We start from the raw sequence: 25,835 nt of genomic DNA, 5'->3' as shown, positions 1-25,835 counted from the left end.
GTCGTGCATCATTCAAGCAGCGATTGCCGCCACGCTCCAGTTGTTGGCAGGCACGTGAGGCAACAGGCTCACAGCAAAACGGGGACTGGCCCGGTCGTTTGCTGACCAGAACCGTCCCCGCCTCTTTGCTTCCATCATCAACTGCAGCCGGCTCAGCAGCTTTCAGATTGGGCCGATTCAGATCGATATGAGCGTCACGTTACCCAGCTGCCACAGCATCATTAGCCATTGCGGTGTTTGCAGCCAAACTGTTGATCAACTTGTTTGCTGGCATAGGCCGGCCGAGGAAATATCCCTGTAAGGTGTCGCAACCCAAACGCGTTAACAGTTCCTGTTGGCCAGTGGTTTCCACACCCTCAGCCACTATTCGCATGTCGAGGGTTTGCCCCAGCGCGATGATTGCTGAAACGATTGCGGCATCATCATTGCCTTGCGCCAATTCAGTGACGAAACCACGGTCGATTTTCAGCTCATTGGCGGGCAACCGCTTGAGGTACAGCAGGCTGGAATAGCCGGTGCCAAAATCATCGATGGAAATACTCACGCCCAGTGCCGACAAACGATTGAGCACCTCAAGGCTGGCCTCGGCATCGCGCATGGCGGTGGACTCGGTCACCTCCAGAACCAGATGACGTGCATCGAGCGAATGACGCGCCAAAGCGTCGCGTACAACATCGATCAAGCTGGCATGGGCCAACTGAACTGTCGAAAGGTTTACAGCTACGCTCCAGCTGGTATGGCCTTCGTCATGCCATTGGCGAATTTGCCGGCAAGCTTCATCAATCACCCAGTTGCCGATCGGAATAATCAACCCGCTTCTCTCTGCGAGTGGCAAGAAAATATCGGGTTGAATCAGGCCATGCTCAGGGCTTTGCCAGCGCAACAGCGCTTCGACGCCGATCATAGGGCCTTTCGGTGCGAGCATTTTTGGTTGGTAGTGCAAAAGGAATTCATTGCGCTCAACAGCATTGCGCAACTCTTGTTGCAGCTGCATTTGCTCGTGCGCGTTGGCGTTCATCTTGCTTTCAAAGAAGCAGTATCCATTACGACCGGTTTCCTTGGCGTGATACATCGCCGCATCGGCGTTAATCATCAGATCGTGCGCGGTCTTGCCATCATGCGGGAATAGTGCAATGCCAATGCTTGCACTCACATTGAGGGCGTTACCGGCGATGCTGTAAGGCTTGTTGATGGTGTCGATCAAACGCTGCGCCAATGTCGCTGCGTCTTCAGGAGCGCTCGGATCAATCAACAGCACGAACTCGTCACCGCCCAAACGCGCCACTGTATCTTCAATCCGCTTGGTGTTCAGAATGCGCTGTGAAACTTCCATAAGCAGGCGGTCACCGGTGTGATGCCCATAAACATCGTTGACCGCTTTAAAGCCATCCAAGTCCATGAACAGCACCGCAAAGGGGTAACGCTCGCGTGCTGACTTATTGATCGCCTGTTCCAGGCGGTCGTTAAGCAGCAGTCTGTTCGGCAGCTTGGTCAGGGTGTCATGCAGCGCCAACTGCAAGAGTTCGCTGTTGGCCCGGTCCAGGGAGGTGGCGAGGATATTGGTGCGCACATCCAGCATCGAAATAATCAGGGCAATGGCAAACACAGCCAGGCTCACAACAATCACCAGCACCGCCAGCCACTTGGTATCAATGCCACTGTTCGCCGCGCCGCAGAAACTCCCCACCGGGAACTGCGCTGCCGCCATACCGGTGTAATGCATACCGACAATGGCGCAGCCCATCACCAGCGATGCACCAATACGCGCGTAGGTATTCCTTTTGCTGTCGCTACGCAGGCGAAAAGCTATCCACAACGATGCCCACGAAGCGAGGATGGCGATAACAATCGACAACACAAACAGCCACGGAATATACACCACGCCTGGCGTCATCATCATGGCGGCCATGCCGGTGTAATGCATGGCGGCGATGCCTGAGCCCATCAACAAGCCGCCAAAGCCGAGCCGTACGCCGGGAAGATTGTGTTGGCAAACCAGCCACAGCGCAAAGGCCGAGGAGACGATAGCGATCAACAGCGACAGCATTGTCAGCGTGACGTCATAGCCCAGCGGGATGGGCAAACTGAATGCGAGCATGCCGATAAAATGCATCGACCAAATCCCAAAGCCCATCGCAAACGAGCCGCCCGCCAACCAGAGCGCAGATGATTTGCTATGGGAGGACATGCCTGTATAGGACATGCCCGTGTGGGACGTGCCCGTTCGGGACATGCCTGTAGAGGACGTGCCTGTAGAAGACATGCTCGTATGAGTGATAGCCCGGTGGGACGCCCCTCTGGAACTGGAAACACGCCCAGCCATGTTCAGGGCAGTGTAAGACGCGAGAATGGCAACAATCAGAGAAAAGATGACAAAAACACTGTTGTAACTGCTGGCAAGCATGAAACACCTATTGGGTGCAGACGACGAAACGGCACCATTGACATCAAATAGCCACTATATACGCAACACTATTGCTAATCCCACAAAATTTACAGTGTTTTTTTTAACGCCGAAAACTGTGCAATAGAGGCCTCGTCGGGCATATCGGCCTGCTTCTTGATTTGCTTTATTGAAGATTATGCAAAAGCGATCAACGGTAGAAAATCAGCCATTTCTCGGGACAACTCAACGCCATTGGCCTAACAGCGAGTTGCTGTTGCTGGCGCAGATCACAGTTTTGCAAGCCTCTGGCAGTGGCACGCCTTGTGTCGGCAATTGTGTGATTGCGGTTAGCCCTCGCCAGCGCTGCAATCTCTAGAATTGGCGCATCGAGTCAACGACTATCGCGCTGATTTTCAGCATGGATTTACCCCACAAGGATTGTGCAATGTTCCACCTCCACGCGCTCTGTCTCACCTTTACCGGATTAATCACCGCCTGCCTGGCTGAACGAATTGGTGCTACCGGCATGGACAAATCGCTGATCCAACCGCCAATGGCCTCGGCCACCATGGGGCTTACAGAAATCAAGGCGGTGAGTATTGAGCGCCGGTTGAGCCAGGTTGGCCGAAACACTCAACTGTTGACGCGCCTGGTCGCCAAGCCCGGACGTAGCCACCAACCCAGTCATTTTATTGCCGCAGCCAAGACGCGCCACGAGCGGGTGAGTTTTAATGTCACATCGATTAAAACCATGCCGGCCCCTCATCCGGGTTATGTGCCAGGCGCGTTGCTGACGCTGCGCATCGGAATTTGATCACCGGACAGCGCCCTGCATAGCTAATTAGCGGGCAAGGCGTATACTCGCGCCCCCTATTCCCCCAGCGCCTGCCGGATCATCATGACCACAAAACAAACGCCCGCCCAATCACTCGAGCCCCAAGCGATTTCGCCGGAGGCAGCTATCAACGAGTCGACGCCTGAAGCGACTGGCGAACCCAGCAGCAAACCGGTTATTCCTGCCTTCAAATTCCCGTTCTCACCCGCCACATTTGCGCCGGGCAAGAGCGACAATCAAGCGTGGCACGGCAAAGGTCATAAATCCGCCCACGAAAAGAAGATCGGCCCCGCTCCAAACGGCACCCGTCGCTCGATGGGCAAACGCTAAGGTCTGCATTCTCGGCCACACCGCGCGCGGTTTGGCTTCATCCAAGCGATGTTTGAGGTTTATCTCGGAGGATGGAATCCGCAACGCGATTTGCATCATGGCGGCGGGGCTGTGTTGCGCGGATTAGCTTTGGATTTTTTGGCGGTGCGAGGTTTTGCGTTGGTCTGTTGATCGGGCGATTGCATCGCCTTGACGGATTGCGGTGCTGCGCACGCTATCCATCCTCCGGTTGTCCGGTTTTTCGGTTGTCCGGATTTGGGTTCCGATTTGAATGTGGAGGATGGAATCCGCAACGCGGCTTCCGTCATGACGGCGGGACTGTATTGCGCGGATTGGCTTTGGGCTTTGGGCGGTGCGAAATTGTGCGTGGGTCTGTTGATTGGGCGATTGCTTCGCCTTGACGGATTGCGGTGCTGCGCACGCTATCCATCCTCCGGTTGTCCGGTTGTCCGGATTTGGGTTCCGGTTCGAATGTGGAGGATGGAATCCGCATCGCGGCTTCCGTCATGGCGGCGGGACTGTGTTGCGCGGATTAGCTTTGGATTTTTTGGCGGTGCGGGGTTTTGCGTGGGTCTGTTGATCGGGCGATTGCATCGCCTTGACGGATTGCGGTGCTGCGCACGCTATCCATCCTCCGGATTTTCGGTTTTTCCGTTGTCCGGATTTGGGTTCCGGTTTGAATGTGGAGGATGGAATCCGCATCGCGGCTTCCGTCATGGCGGCGGGGCTGTGTTGCGCGGATTGGCTCCGGGGTTTTGGCTGTTCGGGATTTTGCGTTGGTCTGTTGATCGGGCGATTGTATCGCCTTGACGGATTGCGGTGCTGCGCACGCTATCCATCCTCCGGGTTTTCGGTTTTTTCGGTTTTTCGGTTGTCCGGATTTGGGTTCCGGTTTGAATGTGGAGGATGGAATCCGCATCGCGGCTTCCGTCATGGCGGCGGGGCTGTGTTGCACGGATTGGCTTTGGGTTTTTGGCGGTGCGGGATTTTGCGTTGATCTGTTGATCGGGCGATTGCATCGCCTTGACGGATTGCGGTGCTGCGCACGCTATCCATCCTCCGGATTTTCGGTTTTTTGGTTGTCCGGATTTGGGCTCCGGTTCGAATGGGTGGATGGAATCCGCGTCGCGGATTCCATCATGGCTCGCCACCGGTTATACGGGGTCTGCATATTATCGGCCGGCGATAAATGTCGCTGCGCAACGCATCGGCGTTTGGTGGCTGACCGGCTTTGGGCTACGGTTTGCAGATGGACTTTAGTACTCTGAACGTCCGATCCTTGAACATCGAACAGGCGGCGATTTGCACACTCTTCGTATCCGCACTTTTTTGCACAAACTGGTTCGCCCGGTTACTGATCCGTACCGGCGTTATCGCAATGCGCGTTATATCCATGCGGGACGTATTTCGGTTGGGTTGCTGGTATCCATTTTGCTCACCACCGGCATCAGTGTGCCCCACGGTGAATGGGCTTCGGTGACCATGCTGGTGGTCATTGGTGGCTTGCAGCATCACGGCAATATTCGCCGCAAGGCCGCAGAACGTGCGGCAGGTACGCTGATCGGCGCCGGTTTGGGTTTGCTGTTGGCTATCCAGCACGACTACCTGCAAATGCCAGTGCTGACGTACACCTTGATGTCGCTGTGCTGCGGCGTGTTTGCCTATCACGCCATCGACAAGGGCGGCTACATCGCCCTGCTCTCGGCCATCACCCTGTTTATCGTCGCCGGGCATGGCGATAATCCGCTGAGCATTGGCATTTGGCGCAGCCTGAATATTCTGATTGGTATCGTCCTGGCGCTGCTGTTCTCGTTTGCTTTGCCGCTCTACGCGTTTTATTCCTGGCGCTACAACCTGTCAGGTGCGCTGCGTGATTGCGCGGCCATTCATAGCCGGATTATTTCCGGCAAGCCGGTAACGGGCGATGAGCATCAGGCGATTCTCAATCGCCTGAACAAGACCATGGTGCAACTGCGTTCATTAATGCCATCGGCGGCCAAGGAAATGCACATATCAATGACCCGCATGGACGCGATTCAGCGCAGTTTGCGCATGTGCATCAGCACGCTGGAAATTCTTGCGCATACCCGACCGAATGACGAACAAGGTTTGGCGTTATTGCAGTCCGCGCTGAGCGCAGAGAATCGCAGCATCAGACGCTTATTGGTGGGCATGGCGCGTGCACTGCGCATCGGCTCGGCGAATGCGATCAGCAAGCAACGCCATCCGCTGGAAAAACCGCTGCACTTTGAGGCCGATACTATTTCCAGCCTGGGTGGCTACATACTGCTGACGCATGAGTTGTCGGCAACACTTGAAGGCATGCGTGAACAACTCGCCGATACCGCAAAAAAGTGGAAGGCCCACTAAGCGCAATCACTGCGCGGGAAAACCTCCCGCGCAATAAAAGCGATCAAACCTGCAATAAGCGGTCGCGCAATTTCTGTATCTCGTCGCGCATTTGCGCCGCAGCTTCGAACTCCAGATCACGCGCCAACTGGTACATCTTCTCTTCCTGCTGGCGAATCCGCTTGGCGATCTCGCTCGGCGAGCGCAGTTCGTTTTCGTAGCGCGCCTGCTCTTCTGCCGCTTTGGCCATGCCTTTGCGTTTGTTACTGCGCGAACCCGGCACCACGGCGCCTTCCATGATGTCTTTGACGTCCTTGAACACGCCCTTGGGCACGATGCCGTTGGCCTTATTGAAGGCGATCTGTTTATCGCGGCGCCGTTCGGTTTCGCCGATTGCGCGCTCCATGGAGCCAGTCATGCGGTCCGCGTAGAGAATCGCCCGGCCGTTGAGGTTCCGGGCGGCGCGGCCAATGGTCTGGATCAATGAACGCTCGGAACGCAGGAAGCCTTCCTTGTCGGCATCGAGAATCGCCACCAGCGAGACTTCCGGCATATCCAAGCCTTCACGCAGCAAGTTGATCCCGACCAGCACATCAAACGCACCGATGCGCAGATCACGAATAATCTCGACCCGCTCTACCGTGTCGATGTCGGAGTGCAGATAGCGAACCTTGATGCCGTGATCGCCGAGATAATCGGTCAGATCTTCAGCCATGCGCTTGGTCAGTGTGGTCACCAGCACGCGCTCACCGATCTCCACGCGCTTGTGGATTTCTGACATCAAGTCATCAACCTGCGTCAGCGCCGGGCGCACTTCAATTTCCGGGTCGACCAGACCGGTCGGCCGCACCACTTGCTCAATCACCCGTCCGGCATGTTCAGCTTCATACGGTCCGGGCGTTGCCGAGACAAATATTGTTTGCGGGCTGGCGGCTTCCCACTCCTCAAAACGCATCGGGCGGTTATCCAGCGCCGACGGTAAACGGAAGCCGTAATTGACCAGATTCTCTTTGCGCGAGCGGTCGCCTTTGTACATGGCGCCCACTTGCGGCACGCTGACGTGGGACTCGTCGATCACCAGCAGGGCTTCGTCCGGCAGGTAATCGTAGAGTGTTGGCGGCGGCATGCCCGGCCCGCGACCGGACAGATAACGCGAGTAGTTTTCGATGCCGTTGCAGTAGCCGAGTTCGAGAATCATCTCCAGATCAAACCGTGTGCGCTGCTCAAGGCGCTGCGCTTCGACCAGCTTGTCAGCGCCGCGCAGGTATTCGAGGCGCTCGGCCAACTCGACCTTGATCTTGTCGATCGCCTCCATCAACGTTTCGCGAGGCGTTACGTAGTGGCTCTTGGGGTAAAAGGTGAAGCGCGGCATTTTGCGGATCACTTCGCCGGTCAGCGGATCAAATGCCGAAATGCTCTCCACCTCATCATCGAACAGCTCAATGCGCACCGCTTCGAGGTCCGATTCCGCCGGGAAGATGTCGATTACATCGCCACGCACCCGGAAGGTCGCACGGGCAAAGTCCATGTCGTTGCGGGTGTATTGCAAGTCGGCCAGACGGCGCAGCAGTTCGCGCTGGTCCATACGATCGCCACGATCAACGTGCAGGACCATTTTCAAGTACGACTCGGGGCTGCCCAGACCGTAAATGCACGATACGGTGGTGACGATGATCGCGTCTTTGCGCTCCAGCAGCGCCTTGGTCGCCGACAGCCGCATCTGCTCGATATGGTCGTTGATCGAAGCATCTTTCTCGATGAACGTGTCGGACGCCGGTACATACGCCTCGGGCTGGTAATAGTCGTAGTAGGAAACGAAATATTCGACTGCGTTGTGCGGGAAGAAACTCTTGAACTCCCCGTACAGCTGCGCGGCCAGGGTTTTATTCGGCGCCAGCACCAGCGTCGGACGCTTTACCTGAGCAATTACGTTGGCAATGCTGAAGGTCTTGCCCGAGCCGGTCACGCCGAGCAGGGTCTGGTGAGAAAGCCCTGCTTGGAGGCCCTCGACCATCTGCCGGATTGCTTCCGGTTGATCACCTGCAGGCTGAAAACGGGTGACTAATTCAAACTCAGACATAGCAAACCTCGACAAACGGTTGTGACGCGACCCAATAGAGTACGTCATAACGAGGGTCTATTGCCGTTTATGCGTCAACTGGCGTTAACGCGGCAAAAGAGCCTAACGAAAAGCGTGCTTGCGCAGTCGCAGCACGTGCACAGGCCCGTTATACTACCGGGCCAACTACGTAACCTGCAGCCCTTGCCGACTGCGGGTTGCTGCCCTCCACTCTTTGCCACAGAGTTGCCGCATCCATGAGTCTGTTCTCTGCCGTCGAAATGGCTCCGCGCGATCCTATCCTGGGTCTTAACGAAGCATTCAACGCGGATACCCGCGCCACCAAGGTCAACCTCGGAGTTGGTGTGTACACCAACGAAGAAGGCCGTATTCCGCTGCTTCGCGCAGTGGCCGAGGCGGAAAAGGCGCGCATTGAAGCGCACGCCCCGCGCGGCTATTTGCCAATTGAGGGCATTGCGGCTTACGACCAAGCGGTACAAACCCTGCTGTTCGGCGCCAACTCGCGACTGATCAGCGAAGGCCGGGTAGTCACCACTCAGGCGCTCGGCGGTACGGGCGCACTGAAGATCGGTGCAGATTTTCTCAAGCGCCTGCTGCCGGATGCAACTGTCGCCATCAGCGATCCAAGCTGGGAAAACCACCGCGCCCTGTTCGAGTCGGCCGGATTCCCTGTGCGTAATTATCGCTACTACGATGCATTCAGCAACGGTGTAAACCGCGGCGGCCTGCTCGAAGACCTGAAGAACCTGCCAACCCGCTCAATCGTTGTACTGCACGCGTGCTGCCACAACCCGACCGGCGTGGACCTGAACCTCGAAGACTGGCAAGCGATCCTGGAAATCCTCCGTGAGCGCGAGCACGTGCCATTCCTCGACATCGCTTATCAGGGCTTTGGCGACGGCATTGAAGAAGATGCCGTGGCTGTGCGCCTGTTCGCTCAGTCGGGCCTGACCTTCTTCGTGTCCAGCTCGTTCTCCAAGTCGTTCTCGCTCTATGGCGAGCGCGTCGGCGCACTGTCGATCGTGACCGGCTCCAACGACGAAACCGGCCGCGTTCTGTCGCAGGTCAAGCGTGTCATCCGCACCAACTACTCCAACCCGCCAACGCATGGCGCCAGCGTTGTCGCCACCGTGCTCAACACGCCAGAGCTGCGGGCGATGTGGGAAGCCGAGCTGGGCGAAATGCGCGACCGCATCCGCAACATGCGCATGGCCATGGTTGAACAACTGGCCGCCCTTGGCGCCAAGCGCGATTTCAGCTTCGTTGCCCAACAGCGCGGCATGTTCTCCTATTCCGGCCTCACCACCGAGCAAGTAGAACGCCTGCGCAACGAGTTCGGCATCTACGCCGTCGGCACAGGCCGCATCTGCGTAGCGGCGCTGAACCAGCGCAACTTGCCAGCAGTGACCGAAGCAATCGCCAGCGTCCTGTAAGCTATTAAGAGGCGCAACCAAAATGCGCCTCCAGCAGAAACGGTGTCGAGACAATCGACACCCTGAAAACGGCTAAAGGCCCAGATTGATTCTAAATAATCTGGGTTTTTATGCCGTTTTTTTCTTTTCAGCAGCGCTCAACCGGCCAAAATTCTGCAGCGCCAGCTAAATTTATAAAAGAACGAAAAATTTTGCATTTCAATGATCGGCAGAGTGTTGACTTTCCGTTCTGAATCAGTAGGATACGCACCGTTGTTCCGCGATAGCTCAGTTGGTAGAGCAAATGACTGTTAATCATTGGGTCCCTGGTTCGAGTCCAGGTCGTGGAGCCAAATTCAAAGCCTCGGTTTAATAACCGGGGCTTTTTTATGCGCGATAGAAAAACCAATTACAACGCTCGCCTCGATCCTGATGGCCAAACCGGAGGATGGATAACACGGCGGCGCCGGGTAATCCGTCATGGCGATGGCAATCGCCCAATGCGGTCGCAGCCATTTCACGCCGATTTCTCAATGACGGATCAACCTTCGGTTCATCCATCCTCCGACACTCGCCTCGGTATTGATGGCCAAACCGGGGGATGGATAACACGGCTACGCCGGGTAATCCGTCATGGCGATGGCAATCGCCCAAACCGGTCGCATCCATTTCACGCCGATCCCTCAATGACGGATCAACCTGCGGTTCATCCATCCTCCGCCGCTCGCCTCGCTCCTTATGGCCAAACCGGAGGATGGATAACACGGCTCTGCCGGGTAATCCGTCATGGCGATGACAATCGCCCAATGCGGGCGGCCCCATTTCACGCCGATCCCCCAACGACGGATCAACCTGCGGTTCATCCATCCTCCGCCACTTGCCTCGGTCCTGATGGCCAAACCGGAGGATGGATAACACGGCCGCGCCGGGTAATCCGTCATGGCGATGACAATCGCCCAATGCGGGCGCCCCCATTTCACGCCGATCCCTCAATGACGGATCAACCTGCGGTTCATCCATCCTCCGGCACTCGCCTCGATTTTGATGTCCAAACCGGAGGATGGATAACACGGCCGCGCCGGGTAATCCGTCATGGCGATGGTAATCGCCCAATGCGGGCGCACCCATTTCACGCCGATCCCTCAATGACGGATCAACCTGCGGTTCATCCATCCTCCGCCGCTCGCCTCGGTCCTGATGGCCAAACCGGAGGATGGATAACGCGGCTACGCCGGGTAATCCGTCATGGCGATGACAATCGCCTAAACCGGTCGCATCCATTTCACGCCGATCCCTCAATGACGGATCAACCTACGGTTCATCCATCCTCCGCCACCCGCCTCGGTCTTGATGGCCAAACCGGAGGATGGATAACATGGCTACGCCGGGTAATCCGTCATGGCGATGACAATCGCCCAATGCGGACCCGCGGCAATGCCGCACCTTTTCTCAATGATCACTTAACCTGCGGTTATCCATCTTTCGGTGGGCTAGCTCTACTATTTTGCCGGGCAGCTTCGGTCGCAAAAAACGTCTACGCCATACCACGTTGTCCTTTCCCCCAGCCCCGTATCGCTAATGCCCCGATCCATGCCTGTTAGACACCCCGTGCGCACATTTCTGGACGGCGTATGACTCAAGCAAAAATTGCAGATTGGCATAGACTGAAGTGGCAGGTTCTTAATTGACGGAGTAAATCGCATATGGATATTCAGATGGATAAAAACCAATTGTCCGGCATTCTTTCCGATACATGGTGGATGCTGCTGGTGCGCGGCGTGATAGCAATTTTGTTTGGCGTACTGACGTGGATCCAACCGGGCATTTCTCTGGCGGCATTAGTCATTCTGTTCGGTATCTACAGCCTGACAGATGGGGTACTGGGGATTTGGACTGCAATATCCGGGCGTAAAGAAGACGATCACTGGTGGGCCTTTCTTCTTTGGGGGCTGGTCGGCGTTGGCATTGGGGTACTAACGCTCACCGCCCCGGGCATTACGACCGTGGCGCTGATGTTCTACATTGCGATCTGGGCGATTGCATCGGGGGTTATGCAGGTGGTTACGGCTATTCGTCTGCGCCGTGAGATCAAGGGTGAGTGGTTGTTGATTCTGGCAGGTGCCGCCTCGATTCTGTTTGGCGTGATCATGGTGGCGCAACCGCTTGCCGGTGCTCTGACCCTGCTCTGGCTCATCGCCACATATGCGGTTGTTTTTGGCGTGATCATGGTGGTGCTGGCGTTCAAGGCCAAGAAGTTCAAGAAACAACTGGTTAATAGCTAACGCCTCAGGCCCAACGCTCAACCGTTAAAAAAGGGATCAGCCCGATGCAAATAGTCGGCTGATCCCTTTTTTGTGCAGCCACCTTCATCCAGGACTGATTGCTGCTAAACGACCTGATCATCGACTCGTAAATTTCGACAATAAGTAAGCCCACAACCGTCACTGGAGCCGCCTGATGCAACGCAACGCCTGGTATTCCCGCTTCGCCAAATCGGCGGCACACTTTTGCGGCCGCCCACGCGTATTCACCTTCGCTGCCGGGTTAATCGTCGTGTGGCTGATCAGCGGCCCGCTGTTTGGCTTCAGCGACACCTGGCAGTTGGTGATAAATACCGGCACGACCATCATCACCTTCCTGATGGTGTTCCTCATCCAAAACACCCAGAACCGCGACACCGAGGCGATTCAGGTCAAGTTGGATGAATTGATTCGTGCCACCCAAGGTGCGCACAACGCGTTGCTGGACCTTGAAGAGCTGGAAGAAGACGCGCTGGATGCCTTCAAACTCAAATATCAGGCCCTGGCCGCAGCCGCACGGGCTGGTTTGTCTTCAGGCGACCAGGACACGGGCACACCCGAAGCCTAAGCACGTGACTGGCTCAATCTGTAACTTTTCAACAAACTTGAACCTGTGCTCGGGTAAAGTGCTCAGACCTTGTGCCACGGCCACGCAAACACTCGGCAGCAGCAGATGACTACCAGCACACATTGGCGGTGTAAATGAATAGCAGATTTGTACTCACGGGCGGCCCGGGTGCGGGCAAAACCAGCGTACTGCATGCCTTGCAGCAACGTGAACTGGCGGTTGCGCCGGAGTCTGCCAGGCAAATCATCCAAGCCCGCCTGAGTCAGAACCTGCCGCCGCGCCCAGACCCGAAAACCTTTGCCCAGGACGTTCTGCGCGCAGACATCGAGCAATATCACAAACTCTGGATCGAGGACGAACCCACGTTTTACGACCGTGGCGTTCTCGATGCGTTGTACATGCTCAATGTCATCGGCGCCCTTTCACACCTCGACAAGGCCCGTAAAGTGGTTGCCCATCCGTACAACGAGGTAGTGTTTTTGTTCGAGCCGTGGCCGGAAATCTACTCGACCGACGCCGAGCGCGACCAGACCTTCGAGGAATCGGTGCAGGTTTTCGAGGGACTGAAACAGTGGTACACGCTCTGGGGATACACGCCTGTCGAGGTGCCCAAGGTGAGTATTGAAGAGCGCGCCGACTTCATTCTCGACGTAGTCGAAGATGTATTTTGACTCCCCCACACCAGCGGCTGTTGCAGGTAATCACCCATGCCTGAGCTAAAAACCATCGGCCTGTTTGTACTGACCGCGCTGGCCGAAATAATCGGCTGCTACTTGCCCTATCTGTGGTTGAAGCAAGGCAAGAGCATTTGGTTGCTGCTCCCGGCATTGCTCAGCCTGAGCCTGTTTGCTTGGCTCCTGACCCTGCACCCAACGGCCGCAGGTCGCGTGTATGCAGCCTATGGCGGCGTTTATATAGCAACCGCGCTGATTTGGCTGTGGCTGGTGGACGGGATCAAACCCAGCCACTGGGACCTGATTGGCGGCGGCGTGGCGCTGCTGGGCATGGCAATCATCATGTTTGCCCCGCGCCAGCTTTGAAGCGCCAGGCTGAACTACACAAAGCTTACACAACAACTCGCACAGGGAACGCGTGACCATGAAGCTGCTGCAAACCACCCCGATTCTGCGGATTTTCGACAGTGCCAAGGCCCTCGAATTTTATGTCGACTTCCTCGGTTTCACGCTCGACTGGCAACATCGCTTTGCCGAAGACTTACCGCTATATATGCAGGTCTCCCGCGATGCCTGCATCATTCACCTGTCCGAACATCACGGCGATTGCTGCCCCGGTGCAGCACTGCGTATCGAGACCGCAGACATCGATGCACTGCAGCAACAATTACTCGCCAAAGCCTACGGCTACAGCCGCCCGCACATTGCAGACATGCCTTGGGGCAGCCGCGATATGTCGGTGATGGACCCGTTCGGCAACCGCCTGACCTTCACCATGGCCACCGACACCTGAGAAATCGGGCTCCAATAGGGACTGCAAACGAGCGATGCGCTGCGTCTGGCGCAACTGGCGCAACGCAGACGCCAACAACCGCAGCGCGGTGCTTTTGCTAGCGAAGAAGACTTTCCCACACTCGGACAGTTGTTTGCAGCACCAAGCGCAACGCAAGACTTCACAGTAAAATTGATAACACGCGACTAACCCCGGAGCGATCATGGACATCCAACGATTGGCGGCATTTGCTGATGGAGAAACGGGCGGCAATCCTGCTGGCATAGTTATCTGTAACGAACTGCCTGCCGCCGAAGACATGCAGCGTATCGCCCATGAAGTCGGTTACTCCGAAACAGCGTTCGCCGCGACTCAAGGCTCCGCATGGCGCGTGCGCTATTTCTCGCCAGAATCGGAAGTGCCTTTCTGCGGCCATGCAACCATTGCACTGGGCGCAGCGCTGGCCATGCGTCACGGCAATGGCGCCTATCCGCTGGAACTGAATCTGGCATCGATCAGCGTCGAAGGCCAACACGTCGATGGTCAGCTCTCGGCGGCGCTGCAATCCCCTCCCACACGCAGCGCGCCAGCGCCCGATGACCTGCTGGATCAAGCACTGGCGTTATTCGGCTATAACCGTGCAGCACTGGACACGCGCATTGCGCCCGCGCTGGCAAACGGCGGCGCCGATCATTTACTGATCATGCTCAACAGCCGCGAACAACTCGCCGCCATGCGCTACGACCAGGAGGCTGGACGCAAGCTGATGAACGATGCCGGGCTGGTGACCATTCTGCTCGGCTATGCGCAAACACCGCAGCTAATCCATAGCCGTAATCCGTTTGCCTCGGGCGGTGTTTACGAAGACCCGGCAACCGGCGCAGCAACCGCTGCACTGGCCGGCTACCTGCGTGACATAAGCTGGCCACATAACGGCCAAATAGAGATCATTCAGGGTGAGGACATGGGGATGCGCTCGCGAATCACCGCGCAAATCCCCCCAACACCAGGCGCCTCCATCCGTGTTTCAGGCGCGGTACGAACCCTCTGAAAGCAATAACCAATCACTAACCAGCGTCTCTGGAGGCAACATGAAAGGCAGTTGTTTGTGTGGCGCAATCGAATACCAGATAGACAGCCTCGACAAGCCGATCGGGCATTGTCATTGCCGCACCTGCCGCAAGGCGCACTCTGCGGCCTTTGCCACCACGGCCGGGGTACTGCGCGAGCATTTTCGCTGGCTCAAAGGTGAAGACAAACTAGCATCTTTCGAGTCATCACCCGGCAAACTGCGGCGCTTCTGCTCAGTCTGCGGCTCGCACTTGGTTGCCGAGCGCGACCAGCAGCCTCATGTGATTGTGCGCGTTGCCACACTCGATGAAGACCCTGGCGTGCAACCTCAGCACCATATCTGGACTGAATACGACGTGCCGTGGCTCGAATACAACGGCCTGCCGGCCTATGATCAGTGGCAGCCGGGGCGCTGAAACCCGTATGCTTGGGGCCTTAAGCCTGAGCGCAGAAACAGGAGCCGGACATGGAAGCAAAAGTGATAATTGCCATCGTGGTGATCGTGGCGCTTATCGGCCATTACTGGCTCTATAAATGGATCAAGTTCAAAATCGATGAAGGCGTGGTGCTGAAGTTTCTGCGAGACGCTGCCGCCACAAACTCTGAAACCCGCCACACCGCGCAAGACATGGCCGAAGCGTTACTCCTGCCCCCCGACCGGGTTCGCGCAGTTTGCACGCGCAGCCCGGAAATTATCGCCGTTCAGGGCGCACCAGACACCTGGAGCCTGAAACGCTGATGGGTAACCCAGGTTGAGCTTAGACACGGCAGCACTGTTGTGGGGCTTGCTGTTCGGCTCTATTGGCCTCGGCTACGCCATTTACGGCAAGAAACAGCGCTCGGCCGTGCCCTTTGTCTGCGGCCTGCTGCTGATGGGCCTGCCCTACTTCATCGAATCTGTTGTGCTGATGGTCGCGGTGTGCGCCGTGGTGGCGGCAATGCCTTACTTTTTCACGCGCTAGACTCACCAAACGCGTGTTATCGCCGCGATAAATGGATGCTGCAACCACTGCCAAGGAGCACAGCGATGCCGAACACCAACGCCGTACACCACGAGAACACCGACCTTACAGGCTCGACTTTTGACGATGTCAATTTGAGCCACGCCCGCTTCAATGACGTTCGCATGGATCAGGCGCAGTTCAACAACGTCTCGTTGCGTAACGCTACCCTGCGCAACGTCTGCCTGAGCGGGGTTCGTATCGAAGATGCCGACCTCAGCGAAATGACCATTGATGGCATTGCCGTCAGCGAGTTATTTCGCGCCTACCAGCTGCTTCACGCGCGCTGAATTCGACCCTATCATTGGCGCTCGCGGCCTGACTCTGGCCTGACCTCGCAGAAACCACAGCAATGAATCCAATCCTCGTCTCAATCGGGCTTCTCGCCTGCAGCAATGTGTTCATGACCTTCGCCTGGTATGCCCACCTCAAGGAACTGAATAACAAACCCTGGATAATCGCCGCGCTCATCAGTTGGGGCATCGCGCTGTTCGAGTACCTGCTGCAGGTTCCGGCCAACCGCATTGGCTTTACTGTGTTGAGTGTCGGCCAGCTGAAGATCATTCAGGAAGTCATCACCCTGAGTGTTTTCGTGCCGTTCTCGGTGATGTACCTCAAAGAACCACTGAAGCTGGATTACTTGTGGGCAGGTCTTTGCCTGGTGGGCGCGGTTTACTTTATGTTTAGAAGCAAGCTCGGCTGTTCCGGCTGGTAAAAGCTGAAAATTGTGGCTTTTCGGGTGATGCGCTTTACTCATGCGCTAACCCGCTGGCATCGCGGACCAACATCACGCGCCACCTGACAGGAGCCGAAGATGAACACAGCCCAGTCAAACAAGGAAACCGCAGTCGCCTTTCTCCAGCTGGCCATCTCGGGGCATAGCGCCAAAGCCTACAGCGCCTGCGTGCGCCACGACTTCATCCACCATAACCCGCACTTCAAGGGCGATGCTCAGTCGCTGATGCAGGCCATGCAGGAAAATGCCGAGAACAATCCTTGCGCCGCACTCGAGGTGCAGACCTGCTTGCAGGACGGTGACCGCGTGGCTATTCACTCGCGGGTGATTCACAAACCGGGCGATCCCGGCATTGCGGTGGTGCACCTGTTTCGATTTGTCGATGGCCTTATCGTCGAACTGTGGGATATTGCTCAGGCGGTGCCTGCCCAGTCACCGAATCAACACGGAATGTTCTAGCTATCCCGACACGGAGGTTTCATGAGCGGTCTTTATCCCGACAAATTTCGCACCCTACCCCTCTTCAGCGGGCGATTTGATGCCTACAAGCTGGCGGCAGACGGCGCCGATGTCCTGCTGGCCTCCTACGCCAGCGGCGACCATATCGAAGCCCACAGCCACGACACCGATAACTATGGGGTGATTATTCGCGGCGAATTAATCTTGCATATGCACGGCGCTGTTCAGCGCTTCGGCATCGGTGACTGGTATCACGTACCGGCGCATGTTGAACATGCCGCCTCTTTCGAGCAGGACACCGACGAAATCGAGTTCTGGTTCAAGCCAACCGACATCGCAGCAGAATAGCCTTAGCGTTCGTCGGCGTAACACACTGGCGAGCTTGAATCGCCGCGCCTATCCAGCTCATCCTCAAGGAATTCGGCCAAGACCACGGCGTTATTCTGCTCCGTGTCCTTGGCCGCATACAGCAGCGTCAGGGTTTCACGTGCGGCGATCACCAGCAGTTGCTGCCAGTATTCCGGATGCGCCGCCAGTTCCTGACGATAACCCTGCCGGAACTCAGTGAAGGTGTCGGGGTGTTGGTGAAACTGTTTGCGCAACGCATCACTCGGCGCCACCTCTTTACACCAGTTAACGTCAGACAAATCAGCCTTGCTGATGCCGCGCGGCCACAGCCGATCCACCAGCACCCGCTGTCCGTCGTTATCGGTTACGGCTTCATAGACTCGCTTAGATTGAATCATCGCCATGCTGCCTCTTGTGAACACCGGGCGGGCTCGGTAACGTGGCCGCACTTGTCAGGAGACCTTGTGATGCAACTCAGCCGCGCCTTTGTATTTGCCCTGTTAACCATTTTTGCCGGTTGCGTGTACACCGGCAAGCCGGATGCGCCGATTCCTTCCAGTCGCATGCAAGGCGAAGTGAAAATGAGTGCCGGCAAGCTGCTGTTCCAGCCGTGCGATGAGAAGCGTCAGTTTGTCATCAGCGACGATGACCCAACCGGTGTTGCTCAGGACGCCCGCCGCCTCATGGCCGATGGTGCCACCTCGCCCCACGCCGACTTTGGCGGCCAGCTGACCGCCGGTGACAACAACGATGCCGATGGCCGATTTGTGCTCGACACGGTTTATCGCCTGCAGGCCGAAGGCCAAACCTGCCACGATTTGAATTTCTTGCCAACCGTGATCAACGCCAGTGGCACTGAGCCAGACTGGAATGTGTTGGTCAGCAATAAGGGCATGCTCCTCAAGCGTTTGGGTAAAGACCCGCTGGTTCTGCCTTATGTGGTCGAGCAGTTGCCGGAAGGCCGCACCAGCATCGCCAGCGAAGCCAATGGTGAGCGCGTTGAATTGTGGGTGACTCCGCAGCGCTGCATTAACAGCATGAGCGGCGGCGTGCAGCACCTGAGCGCAGAACTGCGCCTCAATGGCACGGTAATGCGCGGTTGTGCCTACTACGGCGGCGCATACGACCGCTGAATCGCAAGTGGCTGCTGGCGACCCCCGATGCTGGCAGCCGCTGCTTCGCAACACTTTCAGCCAAACGGCTGACCGGGCTCAGCGCCGGGCAGTCTCGCGGCGCGCAAATCCGCGTATAATCAGCGCCTTCTCAAGTTGCCGGGTTGCCTCCGGCCCTGAATGTGGACGCCCTCATGCTGCGCATTACCGAACTCAAATTACCCCTCGATCATCCGGAAGAAGCCCTGCGCCCTGCCATTGCGCAGCGTCTTGGCATCAGCGATGACGCCTTGCTCGACTTCACGCTGTTCAAGCGCAGCTACGATGCGCGCAAGAAATCCAGCGAATTGCAGTTCATCTACACCATCGACTGCGCCGTGCGTGATGAAGCCGCACTGCTCGAAAAATTCGCTGAAGACCGCCACATCAGCGTCAGCCCCGACATCAGCTACAAGCCTGCGGGCGTAGCCAAGACCGCGCCTGAACAACGCCCAATCGTTGTCGGCTTTGGCCCCTGCGGGATTTTTGCGGCCTTGATTCTGGCGCAGGCCGGTCTTAAACCGATCGTGCTGGAACGCGGCAAGGAAGTCCGCCAACGCACCAAAGACACCTGGGGTTTGTGGCGCAAGAATGTACTTAACCCAGAATCCAACGTGCAATTTGGTGAGGGCGGCGCCGGGACATTCTCGGACGGCAAACTCTACAGCCAGATCAAGGACCCGAAATTTCTCGGCCGCAAAGTGCTCACCGAGTTCGTCAAAGCCGGCGCGCCGGAGGAGATCATGTACGTCAGCAAGCCGCATATCGGCACCTTCCGCCTCACCGGCGTGGTGGCCACCATGCGCGAAGAAATCAAGGCGCTGGGCGGCGAAGTCCGTTTTGAGCAACGCGTCAGCGATGTGTTGATAGAAGACGGTCAACTGCAAGGCGTGGTGCTCGAAAACGGTGAGCAATTGCTCAGCCGTCACGTGATTCTGGCGCTCGGTCACAGCTCACGAGACACCTTCCGCATGCTCCACAGCCGCGACGTGTTCATGGAAGCCAAGCCGTTCTCGGTGGGGTTCCGCATTGAACACCCGCAGTCGATCATCGACCGCGCCCGTCTGGGCAAATACGCCGGCCACCCGAAACTGGGCGCGGCCGACTACAAACTGGTGCATCACGCAAAAAATGGCCGTTCGGTTTACAGCTTCTGTATGTGTCCGGGCGGCACTGTGGTGGCGGCAACATCCGAGCCCAATCGCGTGGTCACCAACGGCATGAGCCAGTACTCGCGTAATGAGCGCAACGCCAATGCCGGTATTGTCGTGGGCATCACTCCGGAACAGGATTATCCGGGCGGTCCGTTGGCGGGTGTCGAACTGCAAGAGCAGCTTGAATCTCACGCCTACATTCTCGGTGGCAGCACCTATGAAGCGCCAGGCCAATTGGTCGGTGATTTCATTGCCGGCAAGCCATCCACGGGGCTGGGCAGCGTCGAGCCGTCCTACAAGCCAGGCGTGAAACTGGGCGATCTGGCGCCGTCTTTGCCGGACTTCGCCATTGAAGCCATTCGCGAGGCACTGCCCGCGTTCGAAAAGCAGATTCGCGGCTTCTCGATGCACGATGCAGTACTCACCGGAATCGAAACCCGCACATCATCGCCCCTGCGTATTACCCGCAACGCAGAACTGCAAAGCCTTAACGTCAAAGGTTTGTTCCCGGCTGGTGAAGGTGCAGGTTACGCCGGCGGGATTCTCTCGGCGGGCGTCGACGGCATTCGGGTTGCTGAAGCGGTAATCCATGACATGCTCGGCACCTCTCCTGCCTAAGCCCTTTTACCGCGCAAAATACGGCGGGTGGCGTGTTCAACCCCACCCGCCTCGACACAGATGCCCCAAGCGTTTTGCGTGCCGCGCCACCGCCCAAGCTCGCTGAGGCATTGCGCAGCTAATCACATCCCTGCCGCCTGTCTCGGCTCCGGCGGCTGGTATACATCTCAGTCCACGATCAGTTTGTCGCGATTTTTATCGATGATCGAGGTGCCAATTCCTTTCACCTCCAGCAATTCATCGACGCTGACAAAATCGCCATGCGCGTCGCGATGATTGACTATCTCCGAGGCTTTTACCTCGCCTACACCAGCCAGTGACTGCTGCAAGGTTTGTGCATCGGCGGTATTGAGGTTTATCGCACTGTTGTTTTGCTCCTGAACGGCCGGTTCAGTACCGGCCACTGCCTGCTCCGGCTCGGCCATTACATGAAAAGGGCCTGCTAACAGGAGGGTTGCAAAAATGAGCTGCAAAAAATGACTGCGCATGGTCGAACTCCATCTCGGTAAATATTGGCCGGCCTGGCCACAGTTGCGTTGGCGAACTGCAAGGGCAAACCTAGCTGGCAGCAAGCGGCTGTCAATCCAGGGCTTGTGTTTGCGCGCTCATATCGTTTAAGTAGATCGTTCACGGTCGGTTAATCCGTCCATATCCGCGCCGCTGCGCTTGGGCTAATATGCGCCGCTTGTCCCTTGACTACCGCAACTATGCCAGCCAAAAAACCCTCTGTTCGCCTCGTCTACCTTGTTGCTTGCGCAGTCAGCCTCGCTCTCCTGACCTACCTTTGGTACGGACTTGGCCGCGCGGTGAACCTGCCCGATGTTGCCAGCGCCAGCCACAAAATGCAGTGCGCCTCATACAGCCCGTTCGGCAAGGACCAGTCGCCATTCCAGCAGCCGCTGCAAATACACCGCGAGCAAATGGAGACCGATCTTGCGCTGCTGGCCAAGCAATTCACCTGCGTGCGCAGCTATTCGGTCACAGGCCTTGAGGCGTTGCCAGAAATTGCCCGCGAACATGGCCTGACATTGATGATCGGCGCCTGGGTCAGCCGTAGCCATGACGACACCCAAGTCGAAATCAATAACGCGATACGCATGGCCAACGCCAATCCGGATGTTGTCAAAGCGGTCATTGTCGGCAACGAAGCGCTGCTGCGCAAAGAAGTGACGCCGCGCCAATTGGTCAAGCTGATCGAGCAGGTCAAAGCCAAGGTCAAGCAGCCTGTCACTTACGCCGATGTCTGGGAGTTCTGGCTCAAGCATCCGGAGGTCGCACCGGCGGTAGACTTCATCACCATCCACCTGCTGCCCTATTGGGAAGATAATCCGGCGGGCATCGACACTGCGCTGAGCAAAGTCGCCAAGGTGCATGATCGCTTTGCCAAGCAATTCGCCCCGAAAGAGATTTTCATCGGTGAAACCGGCTGGCCAAGCGAAGGCCGCCAGCGTGAAACCGCAGTGCCCAGCCGGATCAATCAGGCGCTCTTCATGCGCGGCTTCGTGGCGATGGCTGAGGAAAATGGCTGGCATTACAACTTGATCGAAGCGTTCGATCAGCCCTGGAAGCGCGCCAGCGAAGGCGCAGTGGGCGGTTACTGGGGGCTTTATGATGCCGACCGCAACGACAAGGCGATTCTGCAGGGCGATGTCTCCAATGTGCCTGACTGGCCCGTCTGGCTGGCGGTAAGCGGCGCTTTGGCGCTGATCGCCTTATGGCTGGGCGGTGCAGTCACCTTGCAACGCAATGCCTTGCTGCTGCCTGCACTGGCCAGTATTGCCGGGGGTTCTATCGCACTGTGGGCCCAGTTGAGCTGGCTTATCAGCCGCTATTGGGGCGAATGGCTATGGGCATTTGCCTTGCTGCTGCTCAATTTGCTGGTCATGGCGCACGCGGCCCTCGCCCTTTCAAATCAACAAGGCTGGCGCCAGCGTTGGTTTCAGTGGTTGCAGCGTCGCGCCCATTACTGGCTGCTGGGCGCTGGTTTTGCGGGGGCAGTAATGATGCTCGCGTTGGTGGTCGATGCGCGTTATCGCAGCTTCCCGAGCAGTGCTTTGCTGCTCCCGGCGCTGTTCTATGCGTTACGCCCAGTGCGTATGCCGGTTCGTGAGTGCAGGCTGCTGGCGCTGATCATTGCGCTGGGCATTGCGCCGCAGCTGTATATCGAAACCCTGGGCAATCAGCAGGCCATTGGCTGGGCGCTGGTCAGTGCACTGCTCGCCTGCGCACTCTGGCGCAGCTCGCGGCCGTTGCCCGGTTAAGGCCTAGCAAACCCCGTGATGGTTTTGTGCACACAGCCATAAGGCGGCACATCAAGCGGCAGCGAAAGGCCGCTTGTTGTCACGCACCAAACGCAACAGCGCCAACACCGTAGCCAGCACACCGAGGCTGGCGCTGTACAAAATAAGCGCCGGTATCGCCAATAAAAAACTCAGCCCTGCGATAACACGCCCTGCTTTGCCCGGCCAGAAAAAAGCCACTACGGCGCTGATCAACGCTGCAGCCGACAAGACCCCGAAGTGTATCCACAGGCCCAGATAGGCTCGCAACTGGCACTGCCAGCTCACCTCGGGTTGCAGACAAATATCAACCCACTGCGCGTCTTCCATCAAGCTATAGCGCAGCCACAAACTGGCTGCCAGAACCAGCAAGACACTCACCGCAAAGACCAGCCAACCGAGGTAACGAGGCATCAACATGCATTCCTATCAATCAAGCCCGCTAGAGTAATCTGACGGCCAAAGGATGCAAGTGCTGTTGCTCATTTGCCGGTAGCACGGCATTCTCTTCAGGCTAAGCCGTTAAGGAATGACCATGCACCAGATAAACACCCGCCCTGCTCAACCTCAAGACGTCAGATTCATCATCGAGTTGATTGGCGAGCTGGCCGAGTACGAGAAAGTCAGTGATCAGGTGGTTGCCGATCCCGCGCAGTTGTCCGAACACCTGTTTGGCGCCAAACCCTATGCTGAAGTGCTGATCGGGGAAATCGACGGCGTACCAATGGGCTTTGCGCTGTTCTTCCACAATTATTCGACGTTTCTGACCAAGCCCGGCATCTACCTTGAAGACCTCTATGTGCGGCAGTCCGCGCGCGGCGTCGGTCTCGGCAAAGCATTGCTCGGGGCACTGGCCAAGCTGGCCGTCGAGCGTAATTGCGGTCGCCTGGAATGGTCTGTTCTCGACTGGAATGAACCCGCGATCGGCTTTTACAAGAAGCTGGGCGCAGTACCGCAAGATGAATGGACGGTCTACCGGTTAACCGGCTCGGCCTTGGGTGAGTTGGCTGCCTATAACAATAAATAGCAGGCTAAGCGATCATTTTGCTTAATCGATTGTCATACATCCATAACTAAATTGCCCTGCTTGCTAAACAGGATTTTGCCATGCTGCGTGTTTTCTACTTTGCCGCTGTACTCTGCGGTCTGTTTTCCAGTGCGCCGGTTTTAGCACTGGATGTAGACCCACAGACTTACGGCTACCCGATCACCAATCCGTTCGCCGCCACGCTGGCCACCACCCCGGAAGCTCTGCGCCCGAAGCTTCCGGAGGACAGCGACATTGATCAGGATGACTACAAGATCCAGTTGCACCCCGAGCGCGCCTTTGAGTTGACTGACAACTTTTGGCCGGTCACCAAGATGGGCTACCGATTGGCCCGGCAAAAAGGCGCTGCGCCCCTTGTATTCATCATTGCCGGCACAGGTGCGGCTTACTCCAGCAGCACGCCGGAATACCTGAAAAAACTGTTTTATGGCGCGGGCTACCATGTGGTGCAGCTCTCATCGCCCACCAGCTATGACTTCATGGTGTCGGCTTCGCGCTTCGCCACGCCCGGCGTGTCCACCGAAGATGCCGACGATCTTTACCGCGCCATGCAGGCGGTACGTGCTCAGCACCCGGAACTCAAAGTCACCGACTATTACCTCACCGGTTACAGCCTGGGCGGCCTGCACGCCGCGTTCGTCAGCAAGCTGGATGAAACACGCCGCAGCTTCAACTTCAAGCGCGTGCTCCTGCTCAACCCGCCGGTGAACCTGTACGCCTCGATCAGCAACCTCAACAAGCTGGTGCAAACCGAGGTCAAGGGGGTCAGCAACAACACCAACTTCTATGACTTGATCTTCAAGAAGCTCACCCGCTACTTCAAGCAAAAGGGCTACATCGACATCAATGAAGCGATGCTGGCCGACTTCCAAAGCTCCAAGGAAGCCTTGAACGATGAGCAGATGGCGATGCTGATCGGCACGGCATTTCGCTTCTCATCCGCCGATATCGCCTTCACCTCAGACCTGCTCAACCATCGCGGGCTGATCACCCCGCCAGACGTCAAGATCAAGAAAAGCACCGACATGACGCCGTATTTCCGCCGTGCGCTGACGTGTGACTTCGACTGCTACATGACCGAACAGCTGATCCCCATGTGGCGAGCGCGCTATGACGGCGGCAGCCTCAATCAATTGATTCAGGACGTCAGTCTCTACAGCCTCAAGGACTATCTGCACAACAGCCCGAAAATTGCGGTCATGCACAACGCCGACGACATCATCCTCAGCCGTGGCGATCTGGGCTTTTTGCGCAGCACCTTTGGTGATCGCCTGACTGTTTATCCGCTCGGGGGCCATTGCGGCAACCTTAATTACCGCGTCAACAGCGACGCCATGCTGGAGTTCTTCCGTGGTTAAGAATCTTCTCCTGCCGTCCTTGTTACTCGCCACCAGCCTGGCCCATGCGCAGCCTGATAGCGAAAAACCCGCTGTCGATGACGATGGCTTCAAGAATCCGCTGCAAGAACTCAAGTTCCGACCGGGTCTGGATCAACGCGTGTTTGAGCGTTCAACCCTCGAAGCACTTGAAGTCTACGATCCGTTTGAACCGATCAACCGGGAAATCTACCACTTCAACTACCGCTTTGATGAGTGGGTGTTGTTGCCAACGGTGCGCGGCTATCGCTGGATAACCCCGGATTTTGTCGAAGACCGGGTGACCAACTTCTTCAACAACATCCGCGACTTCAGCGGCCTGATGAACAGCCTGTTGCAGCTCAAGGTCAAGCGTTCGATGGACACCACCGCGCGTATCCTCCTCAACACCACCATTGGTGTATTGGGCGCCTGGGACCCGGCGACCAAGATGGGCATTCCCCAGCAGCGCGAAGACTTTGGCCAAACACTGGGTTACTGGGGTGTGCCAGCCGGCCCTTACTTGATGCTGCCGTTCTTCGGCCCATCCAGCCTGCGCGATGGCACCGGCCTGCTGGTCGACTTCGAGACTGAAGGTTCGGTGGATTTCCTTGAGTTTGCCTCGATCAGCATGGACACCCTGCCCATGACCGCTCTGTGGGCAATCGACCTGCGCAAGACCACTGACTTCCGTTACGGCCAACTTAACTCGCCATTCGAGTACGAGAAAATTCGCTACGTGGTGACCGAGGCACGTAAGCTGCAAATCGCCGAGTAACGCCGAAGGTTATGCTGTATCTGCCTTTAACCGGGGCAACTGAGGTCACCCGGTTAAAGGCAAACCATCAAACTATTCGATTACTAAGCCGTAAATTACTCACCCATCAATCGAATATATCCGAATATGCT

The 25,835-nt window shown here is 57.0% G+C and carries 28 protein-coding genes, 1 tRNA gene and 2 pseudogenes; 24 read left to right on the top strand and 7 right to left on the bottom strand.

Annotated elements, in window-relative coordinates:
• Positions 1 to 199: 199 nt before the first annotated feature.
• Positions 200 to 2,173 (bottom strand): annotated as a pseudogene (locus PMYSY11_RS08615) (putative bifunctional diguanylate cyclase/phosphodiesterase); the annotation flags it as partial.
• Positions 2,174 to 2,293: 120 nt separating this feature from the next.
• Positions 2,294 to 2,404 (bottom strand): annotated as a pseudogene (locus tag PMYSY11_RS22115) (MHYT domain-containing protein); the annotation flags it as partial.
• Between the two features lie 427 nt (positions 2,405 to 2,831).
• Here PMYSY11_RS22115 and PMYSY11_RS08610 point away from each other — a divergent pair.
• From PMYSY11_RS08610 to PMYSY11_RS08600, 3 genes are all read left to right on the top strand, one after another.
• Positions 2,832 to 3,200, top strand: coding sequence for a hypothetical protein (locus PMYSY11_RS08610; protein WP_150548903.1), 369 nt, complete (start codon positions 2,832 to 2,834; stop codon positions 3,198 to 3,200).
• 84 nt (positions 3,201 to 3,284) lie between these two features.
• Positions 3,285 to 3,551, top strand: a complete 267-nt coding sequence (locus PMYSY11_RS08605) for a hypothetical protein (protein WP_239655554.1) — start codon at positions 3,285 to 3,287, stop codon at positions 3,549 to 3,551.
• Positions 3,552 to 4,853: 1,302 nt separating this feature from the next.
• On the top strand, positions 4,854 to 5,921 hold the full coding sequence (locus PMYSY11_RS08600; RefSeq protein WP_239655553.1) for an FUSC family protein: 1,068 nt from the start codon (positions 4,854 to 4,856) through the stop codon (positions 5,919 to 5,921).
• A gap of 43 nt (positions 5,922 to 5,964) precedes the next feature.
• Here the strand turns inward: PMYSY11_RS08600 and uvrB are convergent, their stop codons facing one another.
• A complete protein-coding gene (gene uvrB, locus PMYSY11_RS08595; protein WP_069901810.1) occupies positions 5,965 to 7,980 on the bottom strand; it encodes an excinuclease ABC subunit UvrB in 2,016 nt (671 codons plus the stop codon).
• A 236-nt stretch (positions 7,981 to 8,216) separates the two neighbouring features.
• Here uvrB and PMYSY11_RS08590 point away from each other — a divergent pair, with 236 nt between their 5' ends.
• Entirely contained in the window at positions 8,217 to 9,413 is a 1,197-nt protein-coding gene (locus tag PMYSY11_RS08590; protein WP_069901809.1) for an amino acid aminotransferase, read from the top strand.
• A 256-nt stretch (positions 9,414 to 9,669) separates the two neighbouring features.
• Positions 9,670 to 9,745 (top strand) — tRNA-Asn (locus PMYSY11_RS08585).
• 34 nt (positions 9,746 to 9,779) lie between these two features.
• Here the strand turns inward: PMYSY11_RS08585 and PMYSY11_RS08580 are convergent.
• A complete protein-coding gene (locus PMYSY11_RS08580) occupies positions 9,780 to 10,673 on the bottom strand; it encodes a hypothetical protein (RefSeq protein ID WP_150548902.1) in 894 nt (297 codons plus the stop codon).
• A 434-nt stretch (positions 10,674 to 11,107) separates the two neighbouring features.
• Between PMYSY11_RS08580 and PMYSY11_RS08575 the strand changes: the two genes are divergently transcribed.
• The 13 genes from PMYSY11_RS08575 (at position 11,108) to PMYSY11_RS08515 (ending at position 17,321) form a co-directional block, all read left to right on the top strand.
• Positions 11,108 to 11,674 (top strand): HdeD family acid-resistance protein, encoded by a 567-nt coding sequence (locus PMYSY11_RS08575; protein WP_069901929.1) that lies wholly within the window; start codon positions 11,108 to 11,110, stop codon positions 11,672 to 11,674.
• A 175-nt stretch (positions 11,675 to 11,849) separates the two neighbouring features.
• Entirely contained in the window at positions 11,850 to 12,260 is a 411-nt protein-coding gene (locus tag PMYSY11_RS08570; RefSeq protein WP_069901808.1) for a low affinity iron permease family protein, read from the top strand.
• A gap of 134 nt (positions 12,261 to 12,394) precedes the next feature.
• Positions 12,395 to 12,931: an AAA family ATPase gene (locus PMYSY11_RS08565; RefSeq protein WP_150548901.1), complete on the top strand. Its 537-nt coding sequence runs from the start codon at positions 12,395 to 12,397 to the stop codon at positions 12,929 to 12,931.
• 36 nt (positions 12,932 to 12,967) lie between these two features.
• Positions 12,968 to 13,300 carry a YnfA family protein gene (locus tag PMYSY11_RS08560; RefSeq protein ID WP_069901806.1) on the top strand — a complete coding sequence of 111 codons (333 nt, stop codon included), beginning with the start codon at positions 12,968 to 12,970 and terminating at the stop codon, positions 13,298 to 13,300.
• A gap of 58 nt (positions 13,301 to 13,358) precedes the next feature.
• Complete coding sequence (locus PMYSY11_RS08555) at positions 13,359 to 13,727, top strand: glyoxalase superfamily protein (protein ID WP_150548900.1); 369 nt, start codon at positions 13,359 to 13,361, stop codon at positions 13,725 to 13,727.
• A 202-nt stretch (positions 13,728 to 13,929) separates the two neighbouring features.
• Entirely contained in the window at positions 13,930 to 14,757 is an 828-nt protein-coding gene (locus tag PMYSY11_RS08550; RefSeq protein WP_150548899.1) for a PhzF family phenazine biosynthesis protein, read from the top strand.
• A gap of 40 nt (positions 14,758 to 14,797) precedes the next feature.
• Positions 14,798 to 15,193 carry a GFA family protein gene (locus PMYSY11_RS08545; protein WP_090510580.1) on the top strand — a complete coding sequence of 132 codons (396 nt, stop codon included), beginning with the start codon at positions 14,798 to 14,800 and terminating at the stop codon, positions 15,191 to 15,193.
• 50 nt (positions 15,194 to 15,243) lie between these two features.
• Positions 15,244 to 15,516 (top strand): hypothetical protein, encoded by a 273-nt coding sequence (locus PMYSY11_RS08540; protein ID WP_150548898.1) that lies wholly within the window; start codon positions 15,244 to 15,246, stop codon positions 15,514 to 15,516.
• Between the two features lie 13 nt (positions 15,517 to 15,529).
• Complete coding sequence (locus PMYSY11_RS08535; RefSeq protein WP_150548897.1) at positions 15,530 to 15,739, top strand: hypothetical protein; 210 nt, start codon at positions 15,530 to 15,532, stop codon at positions 15,737 to 15,739.
• Between the two features lie 65 nt (positions 15,740 to 15,804).
• Positions 15,805 to 16,068, top strand: a complete 264-nt coding sequence (locus PMYSY11_RS08530; RefSeq protein ID WP_197737973.1) for a pentapeptide repeat-containing protein — start codon at positions 15,805 to 15,807, stop codon at positions 16,066 to 16,068.
• A 62-nt stretch (positions 16,069 to 16,130) separates the two neighbouring features.
• Positions 16,131 to 16,493, top strand: a complete 363-nt coding sequence (locus PMYSY11_RS08525; protein WP_150548895.1) for a DMT family protein — start codon at positions 16,131 to 16,133, stop codon at positions 16,491 to 16,493.
• A gap of 99 nt (positions 16,494 to 16,592) precedes the next feature.
• Positions 16,593 to 16,973: a nuclear transport factor 2 family protein gene (locus PMYSY11_RS08520; RefSeq protein WP_150548894.1), complete on the top strand. Its 381-nt coding sequence runs from the start codon at positions 16,593 to 16,595 to the stop codon at positions 16,971 to 16,973.
• Positions 16,974 to 16,994: 21 nt separating this feature from the next.
• Positions 16,995 to 17,321 (top strand): cupin domain-containing protein, encoded by a 327-nt coding sequence (locus PMYSY11_RS08515; protein WP_150548893.1) that lies wholly within the window; start codon positions 16,995 to 16,997, stop codon positions 17,319 to 17,321.
• Positions 17,322 to 17,323: 2 nt separating this feature from the next.
• Here the strand turns inward: PMYSY11_RS08515 and PMYSY11_RS08510 are convergent, their stop codons facing one another.
• On the bottom strand, positions 17,324 to 17,719 hold the full coding sequence (locus tag PMYSY11_RS08510) for a DUF488 domain-containing protein (protein WP_069901928.1): 396 nt from the start codon (positions 17,717 to 17,719) through the stop codon (positions 17,324 to 17,326).
• A 69-nt stretch (positions 17,720 to 17,788) separates the two neighbouring features.
• Between PMYSY11_RS08510 and PMYSY11_RS08505 the strand changes: the two genes are divergently transcribed.
• Both PMYSY11_RS08505 and PMYSY11_RS08500 read left to right on the top strand, forming a co-directional pair.
• A complete protein-coding gene (locus tag PMYSY11_RS08505; protein ID WP_150548892.1) occupies positions 17,789 to 18,454 on the top strand; it encodes a COG3650 family protein in 666 nt (221 codons plus the stop codon).
• Positions 18,455 to 18,627: 173 nt separating this feature from the next.
• Entirely contained in the window at positions 18,628 to 20,244 is a 1,617-nt protein-coding gene (locus PMYSY11_RS08500; protein ID WP_150548891.1) for an NAD(P)/FAD-dependent oxidoreductase, read from the top strand.
• Between the two features lie 167 nt (positions 20,245 to 20,411).
• Here the strand turns inward: PMYSY11_RS08500 and PMYSY11_RS08495 are convergent, their stop codons facing one another.
• The gene (locus PMYSY11_RS08495; RefSeq protein ID WP_150548890.1) at positions 20,412 to 20,732 is read right to left on the bottom strand and encodes a ComEA family DNA-binding protein; all 321 of its coding nucleotides are present in this window, start codon (positions 20,730 to 20,732) and stop codon (positions 20,412 to 20,414) included.
• Positions 20,733 to 20,951: 219 nt separating this feature from the next.
• Here PMYSY11_RS08495 and PMYSY11_RS08490 point away from each other — a divergent pair, with 219 nt between their 5' ends.
• Entirely contained in the window at positions 20,952 to 22,505 is a 1,554-nt protein-coding gene (locus PMYSY11_RS08490; RefSeq protein WP_239655552.1) for a glycoside hydrolase family 17 protein, read from the top strand.
• 51 nt (positions 22,506 to 22,556) lie between these two features.
• Here the strand turns inward: PMYSY11_RS08490 and PMYSY11_RS08485 are convergent, their stop codons facing one another.
• Positions 22,557 to 22,937, bottom strand: a complete 381-nt coding sequence (locus PMYSY11_RS08485) for a hypothetical protein (protein WP_069901927.1) — start codon at positions 22,935 to 22,937, stop codon at positions 22,557 to 22,559.
• A 121-nt stretch (positions 22,938 to 23,058) separates the two neighbouring features.
• On the opposite strand from PMYSY11_RS08485, the gene PMYSY11_RS08480 reads away from it, so the two are divergent.
• From PMYSY11_RS08480 to PMYSY11_RS08470, 3 genes are all read left to right on the top strand, one after another.
• Positions 23,059 to 23,550 carry a GNAT family N-acetyltransferase gene (locus tag PMYSY11_RS08480; RefSeq protein ID WP_150548888.1) on the top strand — a complete coding sequence of 164 codons (492 nt, stop codon included), beginning with the start codon at positions 23,059 to 23,061 and terminating at the stop codon, positions 23,548 to 23,550.
• A gap of 80 nt (positions 23,551 to 23,630) precedes the next feature.
• Positions 23,631 to 24,929, top strand: a complete 1,299-nt coding sequence (locus tag PMYSY11_RS08475) for an alpha/beta fold hydrolase family protein (protein ID WP_069901791.1) — start codon at positions 23,631 to 23,633, stop codon at positions 24,927 to 24,929.
• On the top strand, positions 24,922 to 25,704 hold the full coding sequence (locus tag PMYSY11_RS08470) for an MlaA family lipoprotein (RefSeq protein ID WP_090510606.1): 783 nt from the start codon (positions 24,922 to 24,924) through the stop codon (positions 25,702 to 25,704). Before PMYSY11_RS08475 ends, PMYSY11_RS08470 begins: the two co-directional genes overlap by 8 nt.
• The last annotated feature ends 131 nt before the right edge of the window (positions 25,705 to 25,835 follow it).

This window comes from Pseudomonas marincola (assembly GCF_900682675.2).
GTDB classification, from domain to species: Bacteria; Pseudomonadota; Gammaproteobacteria; order Pseudomonadales; family Pseudomonadaceae; genus Aquipseudomonas; species Aquipseudomonas marincola.
This window is presented reverse-complemented; position numbering and strand designations above follow the sequence as displayed.

What these genes read in the sequence shown, in the direction of transcription:
- PMYSY11_RS08610 (WP_150548903.1), top strand. Translation starts at nt 2,832, where the DNA reads ATGTTCCACCTCCACGCGCTCTGTCTCACCTTTACCGGATTAATCACC.
- PMYSY11_RS08605 (WP_239655554.1), top strand. Translation starts at nt 3,285, where the DNA reads ATGACCACAAAACAAACGCCCGCCCAATCACTCGAGCCCCAAGCGATT.
- uvrB (WP_069901810.1), bottom strand. Translation starts at nt 7,980, where the DNA reads ATGTCTGAGTTTGAATTAGTCACCCGTTTTCAGCCTGCAGGTGATCAA.
- PMYSY11_RS08590 (WP_069901809.1), top strand. Translation starts at nt 8,217, where the DNA reads ATGAGTCTGTTCTCTGCCGTCGAAATGGCTCCGCGCGATCCTATCCTG.
- PMYSY11_RS08580 (WP_150548902.1), bottom strand. Translation starts at nt 10,673, where the DNA reads ATGGATGCGACCGGTTTAGGCGATTGTCATCGCCATGACGGATTACCC.
- PMYSY11_RS08575 (WP_069901929.1), top strand. Translation starts at nt 11,108, where the DNA reads ATGGATAAAAACCAATTGTCCGGCATTCTTTCCGATACATGGTGGATG.
- PMYSY11_RS08570 (WP_069901808.1), top strand. Translation starts at nt 11,850, where the DNA reads ATGCAACGCAACGCCTGGTATTCCCGCTTCGCCAAATCGGCGGCACAC.
- PMYSY11_RS08565 (WP_150548901.1), top strand. Translation starts at nt 12,395, where the DNA reads ATGAATAGCAGATTTGTACTCACGGGCGGCCCGGGTGCGGGCAAAACC.
- PMYSY11_RS08560 (WP_069901806.1), top strand. Translation starts at nt 12,968, where the DNA reads ATGCCTGAGCTAAAAACCATCGGCCTGTTTGTACTGACCGCGCTGGCC.
- PMYSY11_RS08555 (WP_150548900.1), top strand. Translation starts at nt 13,359, where the DNA reads ATGAAGCTGCTGCAAACCACCCCGATTCTGCGGATTTTCGACAGTGCC.
- PMYSY11_RS08550 (WP_150548899.1), top strand. Translation starts at nt 13,930, where the DNA reads ATGGACATCCAACGATTGGCGGCATTTGCTGATGGAGAAACGGGCGGC.
- PMYSY11_RS08545 (WP_090510580.1), top strand. Translation starts at nt 14,798, where the DNA reads ATGAAAGGCAGTTGTTTGTGTGGCGCAATCGAATACCAGATAGACAGC.
- PMYSY11_RS08540 (WP_150548898.1), top strand. Translation starts at nt 15,244, where the DNA reads ATGGAAGCAAAAGTGATAATTGCCATCGTGGTGATCGTGGCGCTTATC.
- PMYSY11_RS08530 (WP_197737973.1), top strand. Translation starts at nt 15,805, where the DNA reads ATGCCGAACACCAACGCCGTACACCACGAGAACACCGACCTTACAGGC.
- PMYSY11_RS08525 (WP_150548895.1), top strand. Translation starts at nt 16,131, where the DNA reads ATGAATCCAATCCTCGTCTCAATCGGGCTTCTCGCCTGCAGCAATGTG.
- PMYSY11_RS08520 (WP_150548894.1), top strand. Translation starts at nt 16,593, where the DNA reads ATGAACACAGCCCAGTCAAACAAGGAAACCGCAGTCGCCTTTCTCCAG.
- PMYSY11_RS08515 (WP_150548893.1), top strand. Translation starts at nt 16,995, where the DNA reads ATGAGCGGTCTTTATCCCGACAAATTTCGCACCCTACCCCTCTTCAGC.
- PMYSY11_RS08510 (WP_069901928.1), bottom strand. Translation starts at nt 17,719, where the DNA reads ATGATTCAATCTAAGCGAGTCTATGAAGCCGTAACCGATAACGACGGA.
- PMYSY11_RS08505 (WP_150548892.1), top strand. Translation starts at nt 17,789, where the DNA reads ATGCAACTCAGCCGCGCCTTTGTATTTGCCCTGTTAACCATTTTTGCC.
- PMYSY11_RS08500 (WP_150548891.1), top strand. Translation starts at nt 18,628, where the DNA reads ATGCTGCGCATTACCGAACTCAAATTACCCCTCGATCATCCGGAAGAA.
- PMYSY11_RS08495 (WP_150548890.1), bottom strand. Translation starts at nt 20,732, where the DNA reads ATGCGCAGTCATTTTTTGCAGCTCATTTTTGCAACCCTCCTGTTAGCA.
- PMYSY11_RS08490 (WP_239655552.1), top strand. Translation starts at nt 20,952, where the DNA reads ATGCCAGCCAAAAAACCCTCTGTTCGCCTCGTCTACCTTGTTGCTTGC.
- PMYSY11_RS08485 (WP_069901927.1), bottom strand. Translation starts at nt 22,937, where the DNA reads ATGCCTCGTTACCTCGGTTGGCTGGTCTTTGCGGTGAGTGTCTTGCTG.
- PMYSY11_RS08480 (WP_150548888.1), top strand. Translation starts at nt 23,059, where the DNA reads ATGCACCAGATAAACACCCGCCCTGCTCAACCTCAAGACGTCAGATTC.
- PMYSY11_RS08475 (WP_069901791.1), top strand. Translation starts at nt 23,631, where the DNA reads ATGCTGCGTGTTTTCTACTTTGCCGCTGTACTCTGCGGTCTGTTTTCC.